Origin of the sequence: Janthinobacterium sp. BJB304 (assembly GCF_002735765.1) — a bacterium.
GTDB lineage: Bacteria > Pseudomonadota > Gammaproteobacteria > Burkholderiales > Burkholderiaceae_D > Janthinobacterium.
The window spans coordinates 1-1,369 of record NZ_PDZN01000050.1 but is presented as its reverse complement, the minus strand read 5'-3'; the positions used below and the strand labels follow the sequence as shown (position 1 = coordinate 1,369).

Below are 1,369 nucleotides of genomic sequence, written 5' to 3'. Positions count from 1 at the left end.
GTGGGTTCGGACCTCCAGGGCGTGTTACCGCACCTTCATCCTGGCCATGAGTAGATCACTTGGTTTCGGGTCTACACCCAGCGACTGATCGCCCTATTCGGACTCGATTTCTCTACGGCTTCCCTATTCGGTTAACCTTGCCACTGAATGTAAGTCGCTGACCCATTATACAAAAGGTACGCAGTCACGGAACAAGTCCGCTCCTACTGTTTGTATGCACACGGTTTCAGGATCTATTTCACTCCCCTTCCGGGGTTCTTTTCGCCTTTCCCTCACGGTACTGGTTCACTATCGGTCGATTACGAGTATTTAGCCTTGGAGGATGGTCCCCCCATATTCAGACAGGATGTCACGTGTCCCGCCCTACTTGTCGTACGCTTAGTACCACCGGTCCGATTTCACATACGGGGCTATCACCCGCTATGGCTCCTATTTCCAGAGGATTCTGTTATCGGTCCGACTATCACGTACAGGCTCTTCCCATTTCGCTCGCCGCTACTTTGGGAATCTCGGTTGATTTCTTTTCCTGCAGCTACTTAGATGTTTCAGTTCGCCGCGTTCGCCTTGCATACCTATGTATTCAGTATGCAATACCCTAAAAGGGTGGGTTGCCCCATTCGGAAATCTGCGGATCAAAGTGTGTTTGCTCACTCCCCGCAGCTTATCGCAAGCTACTACGTCCTTCATCGCCTGTAATCGCCAAGGCATCCACCATGTGCACTTATTCGCTTGTCCCTATAACGTTAGCCTCTGATAGTCGAAACCATCAAAGAGCGCTACAGGGATAAGAAAGTACAACGTTGTTGCTTGTTTGTTGATACATACAATCATTACCCATCGATTTGCGTTTTACGGCAAACCGATCAATAAATAATCTTTACTTCTTCCAGATTGTTAAAGAACGAAACAGCTTTGATCGCTAAAAGATCAAACCTAAACCTGAGTCACTGACCGGCTTACGTTTGCACTTTCAAAGTATTGGTGGAGGATGACGGGATCGAACCGACGACCCCCTGCTTGCAAAGCAGGTGCTCTCCCAGCTGAGCTAATCCCCCAGGATATTTCTACGACTCGGGTCTTACTGGTAGGGCTGGTTGGACTCGAACCAACGACCCCCGCGTTATCAACACGGTGCTCTAACCAGCTGAGCTACAGCCCCAACGCGGAACTACTACGACTACTGTTTCTTCTTAATTAAACAGCCGATAAGTGTGAACATTTGATGCGTGAACCATTACTGGTTCGTGCAAACTCTAGAAAGGAGGTGATCCAGCCGCACCTTCCGATACGGCTACCTTGTTACGACTTCACCCCAGTCACGAATCCTACCGTGGTAAGCGCCCTCCTTACGGTTAAGCTACCTACTTCT

At 49.3% G+C, this 1,369-nt stretch carries 2 tRNA genes and 2 rRNA genes; all 4 read right to left on the bottom strand.

The window, feature by feature from the left end:
- Positions 1-735 (bottom strand): 23S ribosomal RNA (locus CSQ95_RS28875); the annotation flags it as partial.
- Positions 736-979: 244 nt separating this feature from the next.
- A tRNA-Ala gene (locus CSQ95_RS28870) sits at positions 980-1,055 on the bottom strand.
- 27 nt (positions 1,056-1,082) lie between these two features.
- A tRNA-Ile gene (locus tag CSQ95_RS28865) sits at positions 1,083-1,159 on the bottom strand.
- A gap of 98 nt (positions 1,160-1,257) precedes the next feature.
- Positions 1,258-1,369 (bottom strand): 16S ribosomal RNA (locus CSQ95_RS28860); the annotation flags it as partial.